17 protein-coding genes and 3 tRNA genes are annotated in these 16,213 nt (G+C 60.7%); 10 read left to right on the forward strand and 10 right to left on the reverse strand.

Features of this window, described 5'->3' with window-relative positions; translation table 11 throughout:
- Positions 1-229: 229 nt before the first annotated feature.
- Together HB630_RS05485 and HB630_RS05490 are read right to left on the reverse strand one after the other, a co-directional pair.
- Positions 230-703 (reverse strand): hypothetical protein, encoded by a 474-nt coding sequence (locus HB630_RS05485; RefSeq protein WP_249780640.1) that lies wholly within the window; start codon positions 701-703, stop codon positions 230-232.
- A 231-nt stretch (positions 704-934) separates the two neighbouring features.
- Positions 935-1,009: transfer RNA gene (locus tag HB630_RS05490), tRNA-Thr, on the reverse strand.
- A gap of 208 nt (positions 1,010-1,217) precedes the next feature.
- Between HB630_RS05490 and HB630_RS05495 the strand changes: the two genes are divergently transcribed.
- A complete protein-coding gene (locus tag HB630_RS05495; RefSeq protein WP_213770556.1) occupies positions 1,218-1,505 on the forward strand; it encodes a hypothetical protein in 288 nt (95 codons plus the stop codon).
- Positions 1,506-1,606: 101 nt separating this feature from the next.
- On the opposite strand, the gene HB630_RS05500 is transcribed toward HB630_RS05495, so the two are convergent.
- Positions 1,607-2,209 carry a hypothetical protein gene (locus HB630_RS05500; RefSeq protein ID WP_213770558.1) on the reverse strand — a complete coding sequence of 201 codons (603 nt, stop codon included), beginning with the start codon at positions 2,207-2,209 and terminating at the stop codon, positions 1,607-1,609.
- 483 nt (positions 2,210-2,692) lie between these two features.
- Here HB630_RS05500 and HB630_RS05505 point away from each other — a divergent pair, with 483 nt between their 5' ends.
- Together HB630_RS05505 and HB630_RS05510 are read left to right on the forward strand one after the other, a co-directional pair.
- On the forward strand, positions 2,693-3,226 hold the full coding sequence (locus HB630_RS05505) for a hypothetical protein (protein ID WP_249780641.1): 534 nt from the start codon (positions 2,693-2,695) through the stop codon (positions 3,224-3,226).
- 17 nt (positions 3,227-3,243) lie between these two features.
- Positions 3,244-3,807: a hypothetical protein gene (locus HB630_RS05510; RefSeq protein ID WP_213770559.1), complete on the forward strand. Its 564-nt coding sequence runs from the start codon at positions 3,244-3,246 to the stop codon at positions 3,805-3,807.
- Between the two features lie 163 nt (positions 3,808-3,970).
- Here the strand turns inward: HB630_RS05510 and rlmB are convergent, their stop codons facing one another.
- The 3 genes from rlmB to HB630_RS05525 all read right to left on the reverse strand — a co-directional run bounded on the left by rlmB (position 3,971) and on the right by HB630_RS05525 (position 5,171).
- A complete protein-coding gene (gene rlmB / locus HB630_RS05515) occupies positions 3,971-4,807 on the reverse strand; it encodes a 23S rRNA (guanosine(2251)-2'-O)-methyltransferase RlmB (RefSeq protein WP_213770560.1) in 837 nt (278 codons plus the stop codon).
- Positions 4,808-4,821: 14 nt separating this feature from the next.
- Positions 4,822-4,959, reverse strand: coding sequence for a hypothetical protein (locus tag HB630_RS05520; protein ID WP_213770561.1), 138 nt, complete (start codon positions 4,957-4,959; stop codon positions 4,822-4,824).
- A 126-nt stretch (positions 4,960-5,085) separates the two neighbouring features.
- Positions 5,086-5,171 (reverse strand) — tRNA-Tyr (locus HB630_RS05525).
- A gap of 963 nt (positions 5,172-6,134) precedes the next feature.
- Here HB630_RS05525 and HB630_RS05530 point away from each other — a divergent pair.
- The 6 genes from HB630_RS05530 to HB630_RS05555 all read left to right on the forward strand — a co-directional run bounded on the left by HB630_RS05530 (position 6,135) and on the right by HB630_RS05555 (position 10,665).
- Complete coding sequence (locus HB630_RS05530; protein ID WP_213770562.1) at positions 6,135-7,130, forward strand: tripartite tricarboxylate transporter substrate binding protein; 996 nt, start codon at positions 6,135-6,137, stop codon at positions 7,128-7,130.
- 264 nt (positions 7,131-7,394) lie between these two features.
- Positions 7,395-8,603 carry an ABC transporter substrate-binding protein gene (locus tag HB630_RS05535; protein WP_213770563.1) on the forward strand — a complete coding sequence of 403 codons (1,209 nt, stop codon included), beginning with the start codon at positions 7,395-7,397 and terminating at the stop codon, positions 8,601-8,603.
- A 372-nt stretch (positions 8,604-8,975) separates the two neighbouring features.
- On the forward strand, positions 8,976-9,185 hold the full coding sequence (locus HB630_RS05540) for a cold-shock protein (protein WP_213770779.1): 210 nt from the start codon (positions 8,976-8,978) through the stop codon (positions 9,183-9,185).
- A gap of 100 nt (positions 9,186-9,285) precedes the next feature.
- Positions 9,286-9,531: a transcriptional regulator gene (locus HB630_RS05545; protein ID WP_213770564.1), complete on the forward strand. Its 246-nt coding sequence runs from the start codon at positions 9,286-9,288 to the stop codon at positions 9,529-9,531.
- 530 nt (positions 9,532-10,061) lie between these two features.
- A tRNA-Gly gene (locus HB630_RS05550) sits at positions 10,062-10,135 on the forward strand.
- Positions 10,136-10,206: 71 nt separating this feature from the next.
- Positions 10,207-10,665, forward strand: coding sequence for a hypothetical protein (locus tag HB630_RS05555; RefSeq protein ID WP_213770566.1), 459 nt, complete (start codon positions 10,207-10,209; stop codon positions 10,663-10,665).
- On the opposite strand, the gene HB630_RS28280 is transcribed toward HB630_RS05555, so the two are convergent.
- Positions 10,638-10,946: a hypothetical protein gene (locus HB630_RS28280; protein ID WP_249780642.1), complete on the reverse strand. Its 309-nt coding sequence runs from the start codon at positions 10,944-10,946 to the stop codon at positions 10,638-10,640. The genes HB630_RS05555 and HB630_RS28280 overlap by 28 nt on opposite strands.
- Before the next feature lie 53 nt (positions 10,947-10,999).
- Positions 11,000-11,287, reverse strand: coding sequence for a BA14K family protein (locus HB630_RS05565; protein ID WP_213770567.1), 288 nt, complete (start codon positions 11,285-11,287; stop codon positions 11,000-11,002).
- 166 nt (positions 11,288-11,453) lie between these two features.
- Here HB630_RS05565 and HB630_RS05570 point away from each other — a divergent pair, with 166 nt between their 5' ends.
- Positions 11,454-11,777, forward strand: coding sequence for a hypothetical protein (locus HB630_RS05570; protein ID WP_213770568.1), 324 nt, complete (start codon positions 11,454-11,456; stop codon positions 11,775-11,777).
- Between the two features lie 42 nt (positions 11,778-11,819).
- Here HB630_RS05570 and HB630_RS05575 read toward each other — a convergent pair whose 3' ends face one another.
- Both HB630_RS05575 and HB630_RS05580 read right to left on the reverse strand, forming a co-directional pair.
- Complete coding sequence (locus HB630_RS05575) at positions 11,820-13,226, reverse strand: PAS domain-containing protein (RefSeq protein WP_346656037.1); 1,407 nt, start codon at positions 13,224-13,226, stop codon at positions 11,820-11,822.
- Between the two features lie 522 nt (positions 13,227-13,748).
- On the reverse strand, positions 13,749-16,100 hold the full coding sequence (locus tag HB630_RS05580; protein WP_346656038.1) for a TonB-dependent siderophore receptor: 2,352 nt from the start codon (positions 16,098-16,100) through the stop codon (positions 13,749-13,751).
- Positions 16,101-16,213: the final 113 nt, after the last annotated feature.

Raw genomic sequence — 16,213 nt, forward strand, 5'->3', positions numbered from 1 at the left:
TGACTCACTTGGTCATGAGGCGAAGCGTTGCCGTCCGGCTTCTCCTGCTTCCCGAGCTCCTGCACATCCACCGTATTTCTCCGTCAAAACGTAGCGACGAATGAACGTTGCACGGTAGCACGACCGGCCTATTGAGGCACCTCAATTGCCGCCTCACGACTAAGTGTCGGGATTGAACGCTCTGTCCCGCGTGGCGGTTATTTTCGCGGCGGGTTTTCCGATATTTGCTTCAGTGTCCGGCCTTCGGCGCGAACGATTGGTCGCTGAATGGCGAGGCGGCCGGCACCTGCACCACGATGAACCCGCGGCCGATCGCCTGATGGCAGCCATTGCAGGCGGTGGTGAGATGGTTGAAGGCCGCCGCAAACTTGGCGGAATCCTTGGCTCCGATCGCCTCGCCGATTTCGCGCGCCGGTTCGGTCAGCGGCGTCATGTCCGCGACCGGAATGCCGGGATAGAACGAGCCCGCATCGGAGAAGCTCTGATCGATCTGCTGCAGTTCGTAGGTGGCCAGCTCCCAATTCCGGGACTTGCCCGCGAACCAGAGCTTGATGTGGCGTGATTGCAGCGTGGACATGATCTCGGAAAGATGGGGCACATAACCCCTCTGTTCCGTCAGCACGTTGGGAGCCTGGGGCCAGGCCAGATTTGGAAGGGAAATCCCCAGCACCACAAGCACAGCCAGACAGGCAAAACGCGGCATCTTCATCTCCTCACGGCTGCGATCATCCAGTTTATTTATCGAGAGCTTGCCGAAGCAACAGGTTGATGTGGATCAAGCTTGGTGACATGGCCGATTTGCAGACCGTATACCCAAAGCGAACAGGACAGCCGCTTCAAACTGACATCGTCGTTTTTGTGGTCGTTCTGGATTCGGGGCAAATCGAAAATCCATCAGATCGCGGCGCCGGATTGAAAATGCCGGCCAGATTGCTGGTGCCGGTTGAGAGGATTGAACTCCCGACCTTCGGTTTACAAAACCGCTGCTCTACCGCTGAGCTAAACCGGCCGACAAAACCGTTCCGATATCGATCGATATCCAAAGCCGTTTTGTCATTTTTCTCCCCGCGACCGGCGGGGGTAGCCGGGAGATGCGCCGTCAAATACCAGAGTTGGTTGCCAAGGGCTACAGGCGCGAACACGCGCTTTGTGAACACCCGGCCAGCGCGGGATGTTACATTCCAGCGGGCGGAATCGGGGCAGCGGGAGCGCGCGATATGACCGGCAGGGCGCTTTCCGTTGCGGTGCTGTCGCTGGCCTTGATCTCGGAACCGACCGGCGCCCGTGCCGCAGATCCGGCTTTCTGCAAACAATATGCCCGGGCGGCGCTGGCCGAGGTGCGCAAAGCGCTGGAAAATCCGCGCTGTGGCGCGGGATTGCAGGGCATGCGCTGGTCGGCGGAGTTTTCGGTCCATTACGAATGGTGTCTCGGCGTGTCCGCTGACGCGGCCGGCGCCGAGAGGGATGCGCGCAGCCATGATCTGACGGCCTGCGCCGGCCGGTGATCCCGAAACCGCGGGTAGCGGACAGGAACATGAGGACAAGAAAAAGGCGGCCGAAGCCGCCTTCCTCCGTTCCTGCGCCGCAAGCGCAGGGGGGCGATGGCTTACTGGCAAATGTGCCGGAAGCCATCGGCGCCCTTGAACCAGGTGCCGGGGATGCAGACGATGCCGTTACGCTCGGCATAGGTGTGGATGTCCCCATTGTAGCCGTACCAGCCGTTCCAGCCGCCATTATAGCCAGCGTTGGCTTGCATATTGGGATCATAATAGGCGTAGGAATCGCGGGCATAGGAATCGCGATGGAAGGGCGCCGCGGCGATCGCGCCGGCCGTGCCCACCGCCGCGCCGGCTACACCCACTGCGCCGCCGACCACGCCGGCCGCGACATCGCCGGGCCAGAAGCCCGAATCGTGGCGGTCCCACTGATTGTCATTCCACGTGTCATGCCAGCCGCTGTTCCAGTTGTCGTTGTTCCAGCCATCGTTGCGCGCGGCGGTATTTTGATAGGCCCTGTCCCTGTAGGCGACGCGGTGCCGATAGCCGTTGCCCGTATAGGGATTGCCGGGTCCTTTATTCAGGCAATTGGCGCTTGGATAAAATTGCGCGCAGCGGCCGGGATTGTCGATCACCTGCTGCGCCATCACCGGGCCCGCCAGCGTCGATGCAAGAACCACGGCGGTTGCGCCAAGAAGCTTGAATTTCGTCATATGTCGTCTCCGTTGTGCTGAGAGATATGAGATGCGCGGGTTGGAATGACATTTTGGGATGTCCGCCGATTGCGTGCGGACTCCAGCCGGCGCGTTGCGGCGAAAAGGTCGCGCGGTCAGAACCGTTTCCGGCAACGGATGTTCCGAAACGATCGCGTGTATGTTTTCAAACCGATGTGAGGGCCGGTTCCGGCGACGGTGCGGAAAGCCGGGCTATAAAGGCCGGGAATCCGGCGCCGATCGCGGGCAAAATCGCGATTCCGCACAGCATCGCTGCCTTATCGCGACCGCCGTCCGGGTCATCGGCATCGGCGCGGCCACGCGCATCATTCGCGCCGTCGTTAACGTTTCGATAGCGCGATCACCGGCAATTGAGCGAATGCGAAGGCTTGCGTGTTAGGCTTACCCGCGGTTCGGGCCGCGACCTTAACCCTTCGGTTCGAACCTTCGGCTAGGGTTCGCGCGAATCGGGGCTTCGAGCAGATGCGCGCTGGGTTGGCACTGGCCTTTTTGATCGGAACGGCGCTGCCGGCCGTCGCGGCCGAAGGTTTTGAAATCGTGATTCCCGGCCGCCCCGGCGTGCCGATCATCATCAACGGGGTCGATGCTTCCTACGCCGTCGTCGAAGGCGAATGGGGGCTGGGCAAAAACTATCAGCCACCGGTCACGGTCTATGGCGGCCATCCGGTCGAGCCGGAGCCGCCGGTCGGCCATTATTATCCGACGCTTGGCCACGCGCCCGGCTATGGACGTCTGGAAATCGAGCCGCCGCCGAACCGTGTCCTGCCAAAGCCGGCCGAGAGCTATCATCAATCCTGGTCCGCGCAATCCGCGCCGCCGCAGGCGCAGCAGCCTCTGGTGTCGCCTTATCCGCCGGCGGTGGTGGTCGCGCCGCAGTCGAATTATCAGGACCAGAGCTCGGAACAGAACCGCAGACCGCCCCGGGCCACGCCACGACCTTTGTCTTCAAGGACATCGCAAGCCCGCGGAACGAGATCCACCACAACAAGAAAATAGTTCGACAGGAGAGCGTAATGCGTCAGACGATTTCAGGATTGGCCATTGCCGTGGCCATGATGGCTGCGAGCGCCGTGCCGGCGATGGCGTGCGGGTTTGCAAGCCCGTGCGTACAGAGCTACACGCCGGTCTATTCAGGCTGCTATAGTTGCGGCTGGGGCTATGAGCGGCTGCCCGATCCGGTGCAGCAATATCATCGCTATCCGGTGGCGACGCCGCAATATTACTATGTCAACCAGGGCCCGACCTATACCGGCCCCGGCGATTTCGCGCCGTATCCGACCTATCAGGAGAGCGCGGTTTCCGGCTGGAACGCGTATCGGCAGGCGCCTTATTATTACGGCTATGACGGTGGCCGTTATGCCAATGCCACCAACCATTATTATGATGGCGCGCCATACGTCCAGGGCCCGGTGATCTACACCTATCGCGGCTATCATCGCGTTCGCCCCTGGCGCAGCCATTATGGCTATCGCCATTGGGGACATCGCAGCATCCGTTACGGCTACTTCGCCCATCACCGCTATGCGTCGCATGCTGGCTACCACGCCATGCGGCATCGCTATCACGTCTATCGCTGACGCGCGGGCTTACCCGTCATTGGCGTCCGCTCGCGCCGAATGCGTGGGTGGACGCGGCTTTTCCAGAGCTTCGGTTCTGATTGAATCAGGATCGAAGTTCCAGATTCTCATTTCGACGCGTTTTCTTCACCCGAACCGCAATCCACTTCGCTTGAAAAACGCCTTAGCGCATTAGGCCGAGCCGGCTGGCGCCGATATAGAGCGCCAGCACCGCGGCGTTCGAGACGTTCAGGCTTTTGATCTCGCCGGGCATGTCGAGCCGCGCCACCACGCTGCAGGTCTCGCGCGTCAATTGCCGCAGGCCTTTGCCTTCGGCGCCCAGCGCCAGCGCCAGCGGCTGTTGCAAATTCACCGCGGCCAGATTTTCGCTGCCCTGGCTGTCGAGCCCGACGGTCATGAAGCCGCGCTCGTTCATCTCGTTGAGCGCGCGCGCCAGATTCTGCACCGTGACCAGCGGCACCAGTTCCAGCGCGCCGGAGGCTGATTTCGCCAGCACGCCGGTCGCCTCCGGGCTGTGCCGCGCGGTGGTGATGATGGCCTTGACCGCGAAGGCCGCGGCCGAACGCATGATCGCGCCGACATTGTGCGGGTCGGTGATCTGGTCGAGCACCAGCACGATGCCGTCGGTCGGCAGCGTATCGATATCCGGCGAGGGCAGGGGATCGGCTTCGGCCAGCAGGCCCTGGTGTACCGCGTCGGGGCCGAGGCGCTGGTCGATCAGCGACGGCCGGACGATGTCCGGCGTCACGCGGCTGTCGATCTGCTCGTCGGCGAGGCGCCGCGCCGCGTTTTCCGACAGCCACAGCTTGCGGATCTGCCGCTGCGGGTTGGCGAGCGCCGCCGTCACGGTATGCCAACCATAGAGGATGACCGGCCCGTCACCGGCCTCTCCGCGGTCACGCCACGCCGGACGGCCGGATTGATGGCCGGATTCCTGGCGTTTTCCCCCCGGTTTGCCGCCTCCACGGCGGAACTGCTGCTTTCGGTCGCGATCACCCATGGAGCGAGCTTGTCTCACGGGTTCCGGAGAATGGCAATTTGGGAGCCGCAACTACCCATCAGGTCCAGCATTTCTCGGTCGAGGCTCGAGATCTGCTTGGCCGCTTCGGCACGCTGTTGCCGACGGTATCCCCTGGCATATTTGCTGGTCATGATGGGTCCCCCTTGGGGAGAGAACAATAACAGAACAGACCCCAGAGAACAAAACGTGTCGAAAGATGTCGAATTACTTTGGCCGGATGGGCCTTCGCCAATCAAAATTCATCAACAAAATCAAATTGGTGGGGGAGGAAGGACTCGAACCTTCGAAGCCATGAGGCGGCTGATTTACAGTCAGCTCCCTTTGCCACTCGGGACACTCCCCCGCTCGACGGCGTCCAACTCCATCCGCTGGAACAGCGATGGGACGAGCCGTGGAGACGTGAAGACCGCGAAACCCGATCACGGGGCTCGCGGTCCGGCGGTTTATGGGCGAAGGGCCATGGCAAAGTCAACCAAGGGAAAGCGTAAAATAGACAATCAGGGCGAGGCATTACGCTTGCGCCGACCTCGGCGAGAAGGCGGGACTACGGTCGACGCCCCTTCCGCGCGGCCGAGAGCGATCTGGATGCACACCGCGCGCGGCTATTGCGGGCTTCGGTGCATTTCAGCGCGGCGCGTTCGGGGAGGTGGCATGAGAATTTGAGGGGCTGTCCAAGTTTGATTTTGGCAGTGCCCTAATCTACCAATGGTATCCTCGTAATCTGGTCATGAAAACTCGCATGGTTGACAGGTTAAAGGACTCGCTTGAAGGATTTGAGTCACCGATCTGTTCCGCCTGCAACGTTCCGATGACGTGGGTACGCTCAGAACTGATCGAGAAATATCCAATCGTCATCTTGCACGTGTTCCATTGTGTGACGTGCGATCGCATCGAGAAGATGGAGTCAGTCTCGAAGCCCGCGAAACTCCCTCCCGGAAAGCTTTCTGCTCCGCTCCGTCGATTGGATGCTGCCTGACTACTCCGCTCCGGGGCCGCTTTGAGTCACGACGATGGCGTTGGGCCTCGTCCTGAGACGAACGAACCGAGAGGGCGTCACACCGCTCCGCTCTTTTATCGTTCTCGGCTTATGTTGACGATCACGCCGTCCGCAAGTTTCGGTTTGCTGTTGCGACATGACTCGACTCGTCGTTCTCCTAAATGGGAGTTGTCGGGCTATCCCGGCGCGCCGTCGACGTCGTAACTGACTGCTGTCTGCTCCGATCGAAGGGGGTGACCGAGCGCAGAGCCGCCTTGACGCCGTGTTGCAAGGGCGCCTAAGACACCCGAAATAATGGGGGGATGAATAATGCGCCGTGGATGGTTGCTCGCAGTCGCGTTGAGCGTGGTTTTTTTTGTTGCGGCGGGAACTGAAACTAAAAGCGCCGAGACCGCAAAATCCGAAACAAAATGGCCGACGAGACCCATCAGGATCATCGTCCCCTTTGCGGCAGGCGGAAGCACCGATGTGACGGCCCGGGTTGTCGCTCAGGCATTGTCCGAGCGTCTGGGGCAACAAGTCTTCGTCGAGAACCGACCGGGGGCCGGTGGCAACATCGGGGCGGAAGCCGTGGCTAAGGCCGACCCTGATGGCTATACGTTGTTATTGACGACGAACGGCACGTTAGCGGTCAATCCGAGCCTCTACAAAACGCTGGCCTTCGACGTGAAGAAGGATTTCGCGCCGATCGCGTTAACGGCCCGCATTCCGAACGTTCTCGTCGTCAATCCGTCTGTGCCCGGCAATAATGTCGCGGACTTCATCGCTTACGCAAAGGCCAATCCCGGCAAGCTGAATTTCGGATCATCCGGCAACGGCACCTCGCCTCATATCGCCGGTGAGTTGTTCAATGTGCTCGCCGGCGTGAACATGACCCATGTTCCCTATCGCGGCGGCGCCGTGGCCCTCACTGATTTGCTCGGCGGCCAGATCCAGGTCATGTTCGAGCCCTTGGCCGAAGTGATCCAGCAAGTACGCGCGGAGACGGTTAAAGCGCTCGGCGTTACCACAGTCAAAAGATCCTCGCTTCTGCCCGACGTTCCGACGATCGCGGAAACACTGCCAGGCTACGAAATAACAGCCTGGAATGGCATGCTCGCCCCGGCGGCTACGCCTCCGGACATCATCGCGCGCCTCAACCGCGCCACGGACGATGCGCTTCACTCCAAGGAAGTGCAGGAAAAGCTCGCCGAACAAGGTAGCGAACCGGTCGGTGGAACGCCTGCGGAGTTTGACGCATTTCTCGACAGCGAACTGATCAAATGGAAAAAGCTGGTCGAAATATCCGGCGCAACGGTGCAATGACAATGTTCTTTTGCGTTGCCGTCCTCGTGGCCTGGCTGAAGCATCTATGATGGCAACGCAGATCTCTCGATCGCCTCGATCCTAGATTACTGTTCCGGCGTTGCTGGTTCGCTGGGCCGGCTGCGCGGCCTTCGGCCATGAGCCGCAGGAGCATTGCTAAGCCGCCCGGTAGTTTGTAGACGGCATCGTTCGGGTCGCGGCGGGCAGCATACCGGCCGGACCTCAAGCAAAAGAAGCCTTAAACGAGGGCAGGGAGGAATCGCGATGAAGTTTGGCAGGGTCAAGGCCATTGCATGTGGCCTGGTGGCGCTGGGCGCTTCGAATTGGGCGTGTGCCGAGGAAGGCGTGTTGCGCGTCGGCATCATCACCGACATGAGCGGCCAATATGCCGACGGCAATGGAACCGGCTCCGTCGTTGCGGCGCAAATGGCGGCGGATGAAATCGGCGGAACGGTCGCCGGCCGCCGCATCGAAATTATCTCCGCCGATCACCAGGACAAGCCGGATGTCGCCGTCGGCATCGTGCGCAACTGGATCGACAACAAGAGCGTCGACGTCATCGCCGAAGGCGTCAATTCCGCCGTGGCGCTCGCCATCCAGAATCTGACGCGCGAGCGAAAAAAGCTGTTTCTGATCTCAGGCTCCGGTTCGTCCGATCTGACCGGCAAGCAATGTTCGCCGACCAGCGTGCAATGGACTTACGATACCTATGCGTCCTCCAACGCAACGGCGAAGGCGGTGGTGGCGCGCGGCGGCACGCCGTGGTTTTTCCTCACCGCCGATTATGCCTTCGGTCAGGCGCTGGAGCGTGATGCGTCCAGGTCCGTCGTGGCCGCCGGCGGACAAGTGACCGGCGAGGTCCGCCATCCCTTCAACACCGCGGATTTTTCCTCGTTCCTGCTGCAGGCGCAGTCGTCCGGCGCCAAAATTCTCGCGCTCGCCAATGCCGGTGCGGATTTTCGCAACGCGGTCGCGCAGGCCGATGAATTCAACATCCGCCAGAGCATGCAGGTGGTCGCGCTGCAGGTGACGCTGACCGACGTGCCCGCGCTCGGCCTGGCGCATGCGCATGATCTGCTGTTCACCGATTCCTTTTATTGGGACCGCACGCCGGAGACGCGGGCATTCAGCAATGAATTCTTCAAGCGGCATGACGCGATGCCGACCGCCTACCAGGCCGGCGTCAATTCATCGCTGCGGCATTATTTCAAGGCCGTCGCCGCGACCAATTCGGTCGATCCGGAAACCGTGATCGCGCAGATGCGCAAGACTCCCGTCAATGATTTCTTCGCGCAGGGCGGCAAGGTCCGCGAGGACGGCCGCATGGTCCATGACATGTACCTGATGCGCATCAAGAAGCCCGAGGAGTCGAAGCAGAAATGGGATCTCTACGAATATCTCTCGACCGTACCGGGCGACGAGGCGTTCCGGCCGATGGCCGAGGGAGGGTGCCCCTATCTGGCCAGCAAATAGGCCGGGAAGGAATGCCGCTGTGGTCTTGGGGATCGCGGCGGAACCCGCCTTCGTTGCGCAGCAGGCGGGCGGGTTCCCGTCGCGCCCCGGTCGTCTGGCCGGAATCTCCCGTGGACGGACCAGTTGTCAGGTTGACTTGGTCTGCCTTGACTTGGCGCCCATTAACCTAGCCTATGCAGTCTTGGTCCATCCTGGCATTTAGTTGGGCGCGGAGACTTGTAATACTGCGGCAAATCTATATGTTGTGTCCGTTCGATTGCCGCTTTGCCTTGTTGACTGCGCCTACGGGCTCTTTTTCCGAAGACATCGTTGAATTGGATTGAATCGCATGGTGTTCATGCGAACAGCGCAGATGCGCTTTGGAGAAGAGATATGGCGACAGGTACGGTCAAGTGGTTCAACGGTCAAAAAGGTTTTGGATTCATTCAGCCCAACGACGGCGGCAACGATGTGTTTGTGCATATCAGCGCGGTCGAGCGGGCGGGTCTTTCCGGCCTGGCTGAAGGCCAGAAGGTCAATTTCGAGATCAAGGACGACAAGAAGCGTGGCAAGACCAGTGCGGAAAATCTTTCGCTCGGCTAAGCCGCTACCCATTTCACGGATGTACTGAGATGGTGTTGCTGCCCGTTCGACCTTCCGGGTCGGGCGGGCATCGTTGTTTTCCGGATTGGAGGGAGGGCCTATGGCTGGCAAGAAATTGAGCGATCCTTCTCCCGAAACCGTCGCTCGCGCGAACCGGCAGCGCATCGCTGCGCAGGAAGGCGTGCAGGCGATGGCCGAGCTTGAGAAACAGGCTGTTGCGGTACGCAAGAACATGGAGCGTCTGCGCAGCTTAAGACAGGCTGCGGAGGCCGAAGCGGTTCGAAACAGCATCGCGACGGCCAACACGACCACCGGCGCGAAACGAAAGAAGCGCGTTTCCCGGTAGATCGCGTTCAGAACCGAAGGGCTCCCGGCTCGCTTCCCGCGGGCGCCTTGCCGGAGCAAATATCGACAATTCCAGACAAATTATAGCGTTTTCAAGCGACGTGGACTCCGGTTCGCGTGAAGAAAACGCGTCACGACAAAACAAAGCAGGTGAGCCCGGTTCTGATTCAATCAGAACCGATCAGGCTCTGGAAAAAACAAGAAGGCGCGGCGGGTTTCCCCGTCGCGCCCCGATTGTTGCACTCGCTGGTCCAGGGCTGAGAGCGCCCCGTTGCGAAGCTTGAACAAGCTTAGCGGGCGATCCCAGCGAGGTGACAGCGCTTGGTATAAGACACTGGATCACCTCCTTTCATTGTTGATGGAAACCCAAGTATAGGTAGGGAATCACCGCATGTTAAGGGCCCCGCCGCGAAGGCGGCCGCAACAGCGGCCTTTCTGATCCCTGGAAACGGGGGCCTTGGACCGGCCACAAGGCGGCGTGTGGGGATGGTTGAGGCCGCCCGCGTGACATGATAGGGGATCGGTTGAGATGCGGGTGTAGCTCAATGGTAGAGCAGCAGCCTTCCAAGCTGAATACGAGGGTTCGATTCCCTTCACCCGCTCCACTAAAATCAGCTACTTAGCCACGAGTCTGTCTGGTGGTAACTGTAGTGGCAATTGTCCTGCCGGAAGTCTCATGAATGAAATATCCGACGCGGACCGAACGTCCGCGATGGGCCTCCTTACGGACGCCAAAGAGATGTTGGCGGCGGCAAAGCCGTTGCATGATTCGAAGGTTCGGAAGGTTCAGCGGCCGACCCACTACTTGCTGGGGCATTCGATAGAAGTGGCGCTGAAGTCGTTTCTGCTGGCGAACGGGGCCAGCCCCGGAACGCTAAAAAAGAAACTGGGTCACAACCTCGCAAGGACAGCGCGCCCGGTAATTGCGGCCGGGTCAAATTCCGTTTCGCCGATTGTCGAAGAATACTTGGCTGCTATCGATCTGCTTAACCACCACTATCAGGTGAAAGAGATTGAGTACCGCGTGACCGGCTCGAAGACTTTCCCGGCGAAGGAGACGTTGTTCGCGTTTCTTGATGCAGTCATTCCGAAGATTGAGCCGGTCGCTTATCGGGCGCTTCGCTCGAATGAATAAAGCCGCCTCGTGGACGGCTTGCAGGCAAGGTCACTCTCGTCACCGGAGCTTCGATCGGCGCCAGTGTCGCCGAAGCATTTGGCGAAGCCGGCGCGCATGTGGCGGTCGCCTATGCCCGCGATCGAGATGGCGCGGAACGTGTCGCCCAACAGATCGAGGCGGCTGGCGGACGCGTCATGACCGTGCGATGCGATCTGGTGCAGACGAATGATATAGAGGCCATGATCGCCGAGACCGTGGCCGGGCGGGTAAATGCGATCCGCGCGGGATGCTTCGCTCAACAAAAAGGGCGGCTCCGGAAGCCGCCCTTTGTACCGTTATTCATGTCGCATTGTCATTCACAGGGATGTCGTTGCCCGTCACGTCCCAGGAACGTCCTTGAGCGCGGGTCGTAAGACCGGTAGCGCTGGGCGCAGAAGCTCTCGTTCGGCATCCTGGCATAGGAACCATTGCCGTTCAGCGACGGTGCGAAGCGATCTTCATCGTTCTGGTTGTAGGTCGGGGCAGGCTCCAGGCCGTAGCTGCTTCCCGGCCCGGGCATTCCACCATTCTGAGCCAGCGCCGGCGACGTGATCGCGGCCGCGACGATGGCCATCGTACCCAGTAGAGTTGATTTTTTCATTGTCGGTTTTCTCCATTGAAGAGGCGCAAACTTTCCTCTGGATGGATATTCCGGCCTTGATCTGCCTCAAACGGTCGCCGATTTTCCCTGCAAGCCGGCCTGCAAATTGATTGAGGCAGACAAGCAGTGTATCAGACCTGATTATGTCGAATCGCGGGAAATAAAAATGGCCGAAGCCGATCTGGACGTTGTCATCCGGTCGATGGCGAAAAAGCAGATCAAGGGCCTGACGGACGCCGCGAAGAAACGGCACGGGCGGTTGATGGGCTTGGCCGCCAAGGCGAAGGATAAAGAGACCAAGGCGCGCTACAAGCACATTGCCAAGAACACGCTGCTGCTGGCGGGGGCGGCGGTGAGGCGGCTGCAGGTCACGGCGGAGAACGCCGCCGACAGCTATGCGCGGTCGATCAGGAAAGCGGTGGAAGAAGCGCCGGCAAAGCCGGTGCCGGTAAAGCCGGCAAAGAAGCCCGTCAAAAAGCAAAAGAACTGATGAAAACGGGCTGACGGGTAAATAGCGCCGCTGCCGCGCCCGTCACTCGCAAGGGCGCTGGCTGAATTCAAACGTCCAGTTCACGCCCTCGGGCGAGAAATCCAATACGCCGCTTCCGTTGAGAGCGCGAGGCACGATCTGCTCGATCACGACGTGGCCGAAACCGCGCCGTCGCGGCGGCGCAACTGCCGGGCCATTCTTTTCGCACCAATCGATCCGGACCCTGTTGTCGGCTTCCTCGACCTGCCAGCGAATCGACACCGTGCCGTAGGGTCCCGACAACGCGCCGTGCTTCGAGGCATTGGTCGCCAGTTCGTGCAAGGCCAGGCCGAGATGCTGGACGGCATCGGGATTGAGGATCACGCATGGCCCGGACGCGTCGATCCTGCCGGCATTGGCTTCGCTGAACGGCCGCATTTGCGCCGACACCAGATCGTGCAGCGAGGCGCCGTGCCAGCTGTCCTTGACCAGCAGATCATGGCAATGCGCGAGCGCCTGCAACCGCTCCGCGAAGCGCGTCTGGTACTGCTTTACGTCGCTGGCGTGCTGCGCGGTCTGGTTGGCGACGGCCATGACGACCGCGAGCAGGTTCTTGGTGCGGTGGGAGAGCTCGTCGATGATGAAGCGGATATGCTTTTCGCGGCGCTTCTGCTCGCTGATATCGACATGGGTTCCGATCCAGCGGTAGATCGTCGAGGTCGCGTCGCGCAGCGGAATCACCCGGGTCAGGAACGGATGATACTGCCCGTCCTTGCCGAGCAGCGACAATTCCATTTCCAGCGCCGTGCCGGTTTGCAGCGACTGTACCCAGCGCCGGCGGGCCTTCGCCAGCGAAGCCGGGGCGAGAATGGCCTGCCAGTCATGCGAAGTGGTGTCGCCACCGGGCGCGACGCCCGTGTAGTCGTACCAATGGCTGTTGAACCAGAAGATCCGGCCGTCGGCCTCGGCCATCCAGACCAGTTGCGGGATGGAATCGGCCAGGATGTGAAATTGCCGTTCGCTGGCCCGAAGCGCCGCTTCGGTGCGGTTGCGTTCGGTGATCTCCTCGGCAGCGACGTTGACGCCCGCAATCCTGCCATCCGGCCCCCGAAGCGGATGCCAGTAGGTGATCCAGGCGCGGTCTTCGTTGTGGCCGGGGCGCTGGCCGGATACTTCGATTCCGGTGACCGGCTCGCCGGTTGCCATGATCGAGCGAACGATGGCCTCGACCGTATCGGCCAGCCCCGGCACGCATTCCCGCACCGTTCGCCCCAGATGCCCCTCGATGGGAATGCCGCATATTTCGGTGAGGCGCTGATTGATATGGACGTAGCGGCAGTCGGGCGAGAGGAAGGCGAGCCCGATCGGTGCGGTGTCGTAGATGAGTTGCAGCGCCGGCTGTTCGGCAAACGGCAATCCGGGCAGGGAGATCGGCTGAGCCGGGCTCACGTCGCTGTCTGCCTCGTTCACGAACAAGGGCCCCTCCGGCGATTCACGGTCTATGATCTGCAACCCACCCATCGATGCATTGATCGAGCCTACACCTTGTTTTCAATCAGGTGCCAAGGACTTTTGGAGCCGGACGCGATGGAGCGGTTTGATCTTGATCGTTAGCGAAGGCGGTCCATGCGGTGGCGGTTATTGCCGTAAACGTGGGAATCCCTGGCCCCGGAGTGCTGGAAGGATAGCGAAAACCCCCTATCCCCGACATCTCGAATATCAATATAGGCAATCGGAAGTATGGCAGGTCGATAAAATTGATCCGAGATCGAACCGGTTCGCTTGCCCGCCGTCCTGCCGAAAGAAATTCCACAGCGATCTCAATCGTCTGAAAAGTTGGAACGGATCGGGCGGGCCCGCAGGCCACGCAATGTCAGTGCCGCGTGGCGGAATAACGGATGCTGCGGCGCTTCCGCCGGGGATGAACGCCGCTACCCGTGGATGAAGGCGGGCAACCTGACCGCGTGCGAGCGGTCAAGCTGCCGGTTCGGCTCACCACTTGTAGCGCAAGGTCGCCATCACCTGACGGCGCAGGCCGTAATAGCAGCCGTTATCCTGACAGAGCGCCACATAGGTCTTGTCGAACAGGTTCGACGCGTTGAGCTGGAGCGTGTAGCCCTTGAACTGCGGGCCAAGCGCAGAAAAATCATAATGCACGGCCGCGTCGAACAACGTTACTGCCGGCACGTCGAGCACCGTCGGCCCCGCGAGGTTGCCGGGCGTATCGCCGAGATAGCGGACGCCGCCGCCAATACCGAAGCCGTCCAGCTTGCCGCCATGGAACGTGTAATCCGCCCATAGCGAGGCCGAATTCATCGGCATGCCGATATAACGGCGGCCGGTTTCGTAGGGCGTGTTGCTTCGGGTTACGACGTCGTCGAGATAGGTATAGGAGGCAAGCAGCGACAGGCTGCGATCGATTTCGGTCTTGCCTTCGACCTCGATGCCGCGTGAACGAATTTCGCCGGTTTGTACGCTGTCATTGACATGTGTGGGATCCGGGTCGGGCGTCAACACGTTCTGCTGCAACAGGTTGAAGGCCGCGATGGTGTAGAGCGACTTGGCGTTCGGCTGGTATTTGATGCCGGCCTCTTCCTGCTGGCCGGTGGTCGGCCGGAACAGACCGCCGCCATAGGCTACGCCGGTCGTCTGCGGCTGGAACGATTCCGTGTACTGGATATAGGGCGCGATGCCGTTGTCGAATTTGTAGAGCAGGGCGCCGCGTTTGGTCGTGGCCTGGTTCGACTGGTGCGTTGTCGTCGTCGCTCCGGTCGCGAATGCCTGGGTTTGCGAGCTGGAATCCGCGTCATCCCAGCGGACCCCGAGCAGCGCGACCCAGTGATCGAGTTTGATCTGGTCCTGCGCATAGAGCCCGACCTGATTGAAGCTCTGGTTGTTCGTCGATGACGTCACCAGCGGAATCGGGATGTTGTAGTTGGGATCGACGACGCTGATGGGAGGCACCGTGGAGCCTGGCGGAGGAGATCCGGCTCCATAGCTGAAAGTGCCGGTTTGATAGTCGACACCGAACAGCACGGTATGGCTGAAGGGGCCGGTCGCGAATTTGGCCTCGGCCTGGTTGTCGATATCGAAGGTGCGTAGCTTGTCGTTCTCGAAGAATCCCGCCCGCGCCAGGCTGTTGGGATCGGTTGGGGAAGTGCCGGTCGGATAAATCGTCGAAATCTCGCTGCTGATATCGCTGTAACGAAGATTTTGCCTGACCGTCCAGACATTGTCGAAGCGATGCTCGGCCAGATAGCCGACCTGTCCGAGTTCGCGACTCATCTGATCGCTGCCTGGCGAACCGGGATAGAAGCTTGTCGGAATGAACTGGCCATTCGCCAGCGGAAATAGCGTGCCGTACCCTTTCGAAGGCAATTGATTGTAGAAGCCGGCCTTCGGATCGTTCTGGTAGGTGCCGAGGAACGTGACCGTCGTATCGGTGTCGGGCCGCCAGGTCAGCGACGGTGCGATCGAGACTCGCTCATACCGGGTGAAGTCGACTTGGCTGCCGACATCAAAGCCCGATGCGGTGAAGCGATAGAGCCATTGCTTGTCCTTGTCGATCGGACCGGAAAGATCGACGCCACCCTGGATGCGGCCATAGCTTCCAGTCGAGAGGAACATCTCGTGATACGGATCTTCGGTCGGGCGCTTGCTGACCATGTCGACCACGCCGCCGGGTGAGGCCTGGCCATAGAGCACCGAAGCCGGACCGTGCAGCACCTCGATGCGCTCGAGGTTGAACGGCTCGACGATCGGCGATGAGAAACCGGTCGTGAATAGCTTCATGCCGTCGAGGTACAGGTCGGCCTGAAACCCGCGCACATAAACATAGTCAAAGCGACCGTCGGCGCCCGCGACCTCTCCTCTCGTGCCGGAGGTATATCGCACCGCCTGCGGAATGTTTTGCGCCGCCTGTGCCTGGATCTGGTCCTGCGTGACGACGGAAATCGCGGCCGGCGTCTCGACCAGCGGCGTATCGGTCTTGGTGCCGGTGGCGCTCTGGGACGCGACATAGCCGTCAACATGTCCCCAGGCGGATTCGGTTCGCCGCGTGCCTGCGCCGGCGCCGCTTGCCGTCTCCGATGAGCCGTTACCGCGGCCGGTGCTGCGGGAGGTTTCGGACGCCGCGCGCGAGCGGTTGGCGCGTTGCGAGACTTTGGGCTTGGCCCGTTTCGCCGCCGGGCTTTGCACGACGACCGGCGGCAGCGCGGTCGGTTCAGAAGCTCGACCCGGTGCGTCGGTTTGCGCGAACGCTTCCTGGATCAGACAGATGCTTAACGCGATACAGCTGATGACATAGAGAGCGCGGACCCTGTTTTTCTTCCAGATCAAATTCACTTCGAAAAGCCCTCAAAGATTCTTAGCAGCGAGAAAACTGCGTGAGGGCGCTCTAACGCGAATCCATTTCGTTACACATCGTTCCGCATTTAGAAGCTATTAAAACGAGGCAT

This window comes from Bradyrhizobium sp. dw_78 (genome assembly GCF_018449525.1).
Classification (GTDB): domain Bacteria; phylum Pseudomonadota; class Alphaproteobacteria; order Rhizobiales; family Xanthobacteraceae; genus Bradyrhizobium.